Consider the following 6,413-nt stretch of genomic DNA (forward strand, 5'->3'; position numbering starts at 1 on the left):
ACCGCGATCTCGGTCTTGCCCTAGCCGACGTCGCCGCAGATCAGCCGGTCCATCGGGACGGTCTGTTCCATGTCCCGCTTGACCTCCTCGATGGCGGCCAGCTGGTCGGGCGTCTCCTGCCAGGGGAAGGCGTCCTCCAGCTCCCGCTGCCACGGGGTGTCGGGGGCGAAGTTGTGCCCCTTGGACGCCTTGCGCGCGGCGTAGAGCTGGATGAGCTGCGCGGCGATCTCGCGGACCGCCTTGCGCGCCCGCGCCTTGGACTTCTGCCAGTCCGAGCCGCCCATCTTGTGCAGCGTGGGCTGCTCGCCGCCGACGTAGCGGGAGAGCTGGTCGAGCTGGTCGGTCGGCACGAACAGGCGGTCGCCGGGCTGGCCGCGCTTGCTCGGCGCGTACTCGATGACCAGGTATTCGCGGCTGGCGCCGTTCACCGTGCGCTGCACCAGCTCGACGTACCGGCCGATGCCGTGCTGCTCGTGCACCACGAAGTCGCCGGCCTTCAGCTCCAGCGGGTCGATGGTGTTGCGCCGCCGGCTGGGCATCTTGCGCATGTCGCGGGTGGAGGTGCCCCGGCCGCCGGTGACGTCGTTGCCGGTGAGCAGCACGAACTTCGACGCCTCGTCGACGAAGCCGGCGGTCAGGCAGCCGCACGACACGAGCAGCTCGCCCGGTGCGGGCGCGGTGGGCACCTCCTCGGTGAGCCGGGCGCCGAGACCGGCGTCGCGGAGCACCTCGACGGCCCGCTGGGCGGGGCCGTGCCCCTCGAAGACCAGCGCGATCGACCAGCCATCGCCGGCCCAGCGCTTCAGGTCCTCGACCACCCGGGCCGTCTCGCCGTGGTAGAGCGGGGCCGGCTGGGCGGCCAGGCTCACCGCGATGGCGTCGTCGGGGGTGACGTCGACCTCGGCCGGCGCGTCCTCCCAGGGCTGCCGGGCCGGTGCCGCGTCCGCCTCCACCAGGCCGAACGGCGCGAGCGTCCACCAGGGCTGGCGCAGGGCGCGGGCTGCCGTGCGTACCTCGGCCAGGGTCTTGAAGGCGGCGGCGCCGAGGTCGACCGGGGCCTGGCCGCCGACGGCGGCTGCGGCCCAGCTGGCCTGGAGGAACTCCTCCGAGGTACGCACCAGGTCGTGCGCGCGGGTGCGGATGCGCTCGGGGTCGCAGAGGAGTACGTGGGTGCCGGCCGGCATGCAGTCGACGAGCAGTTCCAGCGCGTCGGCGCCGATCAGCACCGGCGCGAGGGACTCCATGCCCTCCACCGGGATGCCCTCGGCGAGCTTGTCCAGGATCTCGGCCAGCTCGGGGTGCTCGGCGGCGAGCGCGGCGGCCCGCTCCCGCACGTCCGGGGTGAGCAGCAGCTCGCGGCACGGCGGCGCCCACATCTGCGCGACGCCCTCGATGGTGCGCTGGTCGGCGACCGCGAACGTGCGGATCTCCTCCACCTCGTCGCCCCAGAACTCGACCCGGGACGGGTGCTCGTCGGTGGGCGGGAAGACGTCCAGGATGCCGCCGCGTACGGCGAACTCGCCGCGCTTGGTGACCAGGTCGACCCGGGCGTACGCCATGTCGGTGAACCGGCGGGCGACCTCTTCCAGGTCGGCCTCGTCACCGGCGGCGAGCTGGACGGGTTCCAGGTCGCCGAGGCCCTTGAGCTGCGGCTGGAGCAGCGACCGGACCGGCGCGACCACGACCCGCAGCGGCCCGGTACGGCCGTGCGCGTCGGCGGCCTCCGGGTGGGCGAGGCGGCGCAGCACGGCGAGGCGCCGCCCGACCGTGTCGGAGCGGGGCGACAGGCGCTCGTGCGGCAGCGTCTCCCAGGACGGGAAGACCGCCACCTGCTCCGGCGGCAGCAGGCTGCCCAGCGCGGAGGCCAGGTCGTCGGCCTCCCGGGTGGTGGCGGTGACCGCGAGCACGGGACGGCCCGCGCCGCCGGCCGGCTCGTCGGCGGCGACCGCTGCCACCGCGAACGGGCGCAGCGCGGCGGGGGCGGTGAGGTCGAGCCCGTCGACCTGCGCGGCACCGGAGCGCGCCAGGTCACGCGCCCGGGCCAGCCCCGGGTCGGCCAGGGCGGCGGAGAAGAGTCCGGTGAGCATCAGTGATCACTTCCAGCGGATCGACACACGACGACGACCCCGCGTCCAGCCGGACGGGGGGTGCACCGTTCGAGCCTATCCCCCTCCACCGACGATCCGGGCCCGCCCGATCTTCGATCTTGACCGGCCGTGACCGGGCGTGGTGCGGTGGGCGGATGGTCGAGTATCGGGCGGTCTTCGACGCCCAGGTGGATTTCGCAAACGGTGGTGGCCTGCGCACGGACGGGTTCCGGTTGGACGTGCCGCACCCGGACGTCACCGACGACGAGGTGGCCGCGCTGCTGGTCCGGCACCTCGGGCTGCTCATGGTCGGCGAGGTGCGGATCACCAACCGGACCGTCGTCGAGGAGCCGCACAAGGGCGGACGGGGCCTCGATGTGCCGGCCTCCGGTGGGCGGAAGCTCGTCGAACTGAGTCACGTGATCGCCGAAGGGCTGGTCACGCTGCCCGGCTGGCCCGGCCCGGCGATCAGCGACTGGCTGACCCGGGAGGAGTCCCGGAATCGGTACGCGCCGGGCGTCGAGTTCCACGTCGCCCGGATCGACATGATCGCCAACACCGGCACGTACGTGGACACGCCGTCGCACCGCTTCGCCGACGGCCCGGACCTGACCGGGGTGCCGCTGGACCGCCTCGCCGACCTGCCCGGCCTGGTGGTACGCGTGCCCGCCGGTACCCGGGCGGTGGACCGGCTGATGCTCGCCCCGTACGACGTGGCCGGGTGCGCGGTGCTGCTGCACACCGGCTGGGACGCGCACTTCGGCACCGACAGGTACGCCGCGCCGGAGGCGCCCTTCCTGACCGGTGACGGTGCGCAGTGGCTGGCCGAGGCGGGCGCGGCGCTCGTCGGCATCGACTCGATCAACATCGACGACATGACTCCGGCGGCAGCGGGTCAGCGCCCGGCGCACACCGGTCTGCTGGCCGCCGGGGTGCCGATCGTGGAGCACCTGACCGGCCTGGACGCGCTGCCGCCGACCGGCTTCCGGTTCACCGCCGCCCCGCCACGGGTCGCCGGCATGGGCACGTTCCCGGTCCGGGCCTTCGCCGTCGTGGCCGCCTGACCCAGCCGAGATGGCGGCCCACCGCTCTCCGACACCCACCGCTCGCCTCGCCGAGGCGCAGTAGATCTCTGCGCCCACCCGACCGCTGCCAGCAGCGAGTGGAGCGGCACGGGTGTCAAGACGGGCCCGAGACACCCACGGCGTTCCACTGACCGGCACTTCCATCCGTGAGTGGAACGGCGTGGGTGTCAAACGGGGACGTAGACACCCATGGCCGAGCGGCGGACGGCGGGTGCGGGCGGGTCAGTAGCGGACCGCTATCCGTCGCTCCACCGCGTCCACGCGGATCTCGCCGCCGTACGGGATGATCAGCTGCGGGTCGGTGTGGCCCAGGTCGACGTCGAAGACCACCACCGGGTCGCCCGCGTAGGGCGCAAGAGCCGACAGGATCGCCGCCCGCTGGTCGGCGGCCCAGGCCAGCCGCTCCGCGACCGTGTGGGGCCGGTCGAAGTCCCACGCCTTGGGCCGGCCCACCACGATCGCCGGGAAGCCGGCGAGCAACCCGCGCTCGCCCAGGTTCCGCACGATCCGGAAGACCTCCTGCGCGGACGGCATCTCCTCCGAGGTCTCCAGCACCAGCACCGAGCCGGCCAGGTCGGCCGCGCGCGGAACGCGGTCGGTCGCCATCAGCCAGTGCAGGATCTCCAGATTGCCGCCCCACGTGCGGCCCTGCACCACCTCGGCCGGGCCGTGCCAGCGCCAGCCCTCGGACGGGTACATCGGCGGCTCCTCGGCCAGCGTGGCCGGGTCGCGCCAGTCGCACGGCTCGTCGCCCCACTCGGGGGCGGCGGTCAGCTCGTACCAGCCGGAGGTGAACAGCGCGGCGCGCAGCGAGTCGAACGTCAGCGGGTGCGGCTTGCCGGAGCGCCCGAGGTGCACCAGCACGGACCCGCCGTGGTAACCGACGAGATCCAGCCGGTAGAGGTGGTTGAGCACGTTGGTGTTGTCCGAGTAGCCGAAGTACGGCTTCGGGTTGGCCCACAGCTCCTCGTCGTTCAGGTACGGGGTGACAGTGATCAGGTCGTCCCCGCCGACGGTGGCCAGCACGGCGGTGATCGTCGGGTCGGTGAACGCGGCCATCAGGTCACGTGCCCGGTCGCGCGGGTCGGCGCCCATGACGCGGGTGGTCGGGTACTCCACCGGTTCCAGCCCCAGCTCGTCGCGGAGCCGGCGCAGCCCCAGCTCGTACACGTGGGGGAAGAGACCCGGCAGGCCGGCGGAGGGTGAGACGACCGCGACGCGGTCGCCCGGCTTCGGTTTGGGGGGATAGACGGGTGCCTGCATGGCCCGACGCTATCGGCCCGGACCAGCGGTTTTCGCCCTGACGAAACCGCCTCAGCCAGGCAAATGCCGCCAATAGGCTGAGCGCGTGGACGACGAGCCGGAACTGCGTACCCGGGACTGGCTGCCGCGCACGGCGGCGCTGATCCTCGGCACCCTGGCGCTGGCCAGCGCGTTCATCGCCGCCTACGTCGGCGCGCTGCACAAGCCCGACCCGCGCGACATCCCGGTCGCCGTCGTCACCGGCGACCAGCAGGCCCAGGCCGTGATGTCCGCCGTCCGCGCCCGCACCGACACGATCAAACCCGTCGGGTACGACAGCCGCGGCGCCGCCCAGGACGGCCTCACCGACAGATCGGTGTACGCGGTGCTCAGCTCCGCCCCGGACGGCGGCCTGACGCTCGCCACCGCCAGCGCCGGAGCGCCCGCCGCCACCGAACTCGTCACCGACGTGTTCACCGAGGCGGCCCGGCAGGCCGGGGTGCCGCTTCAGGTCACCGACGACGTGCCGGTCTCCGGCGACGACCCGCGCGGCCTGGTCCCGTTCTACCTGGCCGTCGGCGTGGTGCTCGGCGGCTACCTGGCGTCCACGGCGCTCGGCATCTCACTCGGCACCAGCCCCCGCGACCTGCGCCGGGCCGGGCTGCGGATCGCCACGCTCGCGGTGCACGCGATCCTGCTCGGCGTCATCGGGGCGATCCTGGTCGGACCGGTGCTCGGCGTGTTCGCCGGTCACGTGGCGGCGGTGGCGGTGGTCGGCGCGCTCGCCGCGTTCGCGGCCGGGATGGTCGCCGCCGCCGTGCAGGGCTGGCTCGGACTGCTCGGCACCGGCATCGTGATCCTGCTGCTCGTGGTGCTCGGCAACCCCGGGTCCGGCGGCATCTACGCGCCCGAGTTCCTGCCGCCGCTCCTGCGCGGCATGCACCGCTGGAACGTTCCAGGCCTCGCCACCGACCTGTTCAAATCGGCCATCTACTTCGACTGGCGCGGCGGCGGCTGGGCGCTGACCGGCCTGCTGATCTGGGTCGTCGCCGGCCTGGCCGGGCTGCTCACCGCGACCATGTTCCGCGCCCGACGGCGCCCGGCGCCGGGCCGGCACGCCGTCGACCGGGGCTGACCGGCGGGCCGTCCCAGAGTGCAGATCATCACGCGGTCCCCCTCCTGTCCCCCGGGGATACGCGGATACGATCCAGGGGAGTCGGACAGCGCTGTCCTTCGTCCTCGCGTAAGGAGCGCAACCGTGACCGACCAGCACGACCACGACGGCCCCGACGCCGCTCTCCGGGCCGACATCCGCCGCCTCGGCACGCTGCTCGGGCAGACCCTGGCCCGGCAGGAGGGCCGCCCGCTGCTCGACCTGGTCGAGGAGATCCGCGCCCAGGTCCGCTCCGACGCGCCGGCCGCCGCCCAGCGCCTCGCCGGGCTCGACGTCACCACCGGCACGAAGCTCGCCCGTGCCTTCTCCACCTACTTCCACCTGGCGAACATCACCGAGCAGGTGCACCGCGCCCGGGACCTGCGCCGCCGCCGCGCCACCGACGGCGGCTGGCTGGACCAGGCCGCCAAGATGATCGCCGAGCGGGGCGTACCGGCCGAGGAGATCGCCGCCGCGGCCCGCCGGCTGGCCGTACGCCCGGTCTTCACCGCGCACCCGACCGAGGCGGCCCGCCGGTCCATCCTGTCCAAGCTGCGCGCGGTCGCCGACGAACTGGACACCGAGACCGCGAACGCGATCCTGTACGGCGCCAGCGACGAGGGCCCGGCGAACCGCCGCCTGGCCGAACTGCTCGACCTGATGTGGCAGACCGACGAGCTGCGGCTGGACCGGCCGGACCCGACCGACGAGGCGCGCAACGCGATCTACTACCTGCGCGACCTGTACGCCGAGGCCGCGCCGCAGGTCCTCGACGACCTCGCCGACACGCTGCGCACGCTCGGCGTGGAGACGTCACCGACGTCCCGCCCGCTGAGCTTCGGCACC

The 6,413-nt window shown here is 73.8% G+C and carries 4 protein-coding genes and 1 pseudogene; 3 read left to right on the plus strand and 2 right to left on the minus strand.

Going from position 1 to position 6,413, the window contains the following annotated elements:
* Positions 1–23: 23 nt before the first annotated feature.
* Positions 24–2,087: pseudogene (locus MCBG_RS15690) on the minus strand (CarD family transcriptional regulator); the annotation flags it as partial.
* A 155-nt stretch (positions 2,088–2,242) separates the two neighbouring features.
* Here MCBG_RS15690 and MCBG_RS15695 point away from each other — a divergent pair.
* Positions 2,243–3,151, plus strand: a complete 909-nt coding sequence (locus MCBG_RS15695; protein ID WP_043326589.1) for a cyclase family protein — start codon at positions 2,243–2,245, stop codon at positions 3,149–3,151.
* Between the two features lie 243 nt (positions 3,152–3,394).
* Here MCBG_RS15695 and MCBG_RS15700 read toward each other — a convergent pair whose 3' ends face one another.
* Positions 3,395–4,435, minus strand: coding sequence for a S66 family peptidase (locus tag MCBG_RS15700; protein ID WP_043326591.1), 1,041 nt, complete (start codon positions 4,433–4,435; stop codon positions 3,395–3,397).
* A gap of 85 nt (positions 4,436–4,520) precedes the next feature.
* Between MCBG_RS15700 and MCBG_RS15705 the strand changes: the two genes are divergently transcribed.
* Both MCBG_RS15705 and MCBG_RS15710 read left to right on the plus strand, forming a co-directional pair.
* The gene (locus MCBG_RS15705; RefSeq protein ID WP_043326592.1) at positions 4,521–5,549 is read left to right on the plus strand and encodes a membrane protein; all 1,029 of its coding nucleotides are present in this window, start codon (positions 4,521–4,523) and stop codon (positions 5,547–5,549) included.
* A 123-nt stretch (positions 5,550–5,672) separates the two neighbouring features.
* On the plus strand, positions 5,673–6,413 hold a 741-nt coding region (locus tag MCBG_RS15710; RefSeq protein ID WP_043326593.1), incomplete at its 3' end, for a phosphoenolpyruvate carboxylase.

The sequence above is a fragment of the Micromonospora sp. M42 genome, from assembly GCF_000568915.1.
Lineage (GTDB): Bacteria > Actinomycetota > Actinomycetes > Mycobacteriales > Micromonosporaceae > Micromonospora > Micromonospora chalcea.

What these genes read in the sequence shown, in the direction of transcription:
- MCBG_RS15695 (WP_043326589.1), top strand. Translation starts at nt 2,243, where the DNA reads ATGGTCGAGTATCGGGCGGTCTTCGACGCCCAGGTGGATTTCGCAAAC.
- MCBG_RS15700 (WP_043326591.1), bottom strand. Translation starts at nt 4,435, where the DNA reads ATGCAGGCACCCGTCTATCCCCCCAAACCGAAGCCGGGCGACCGCGTC.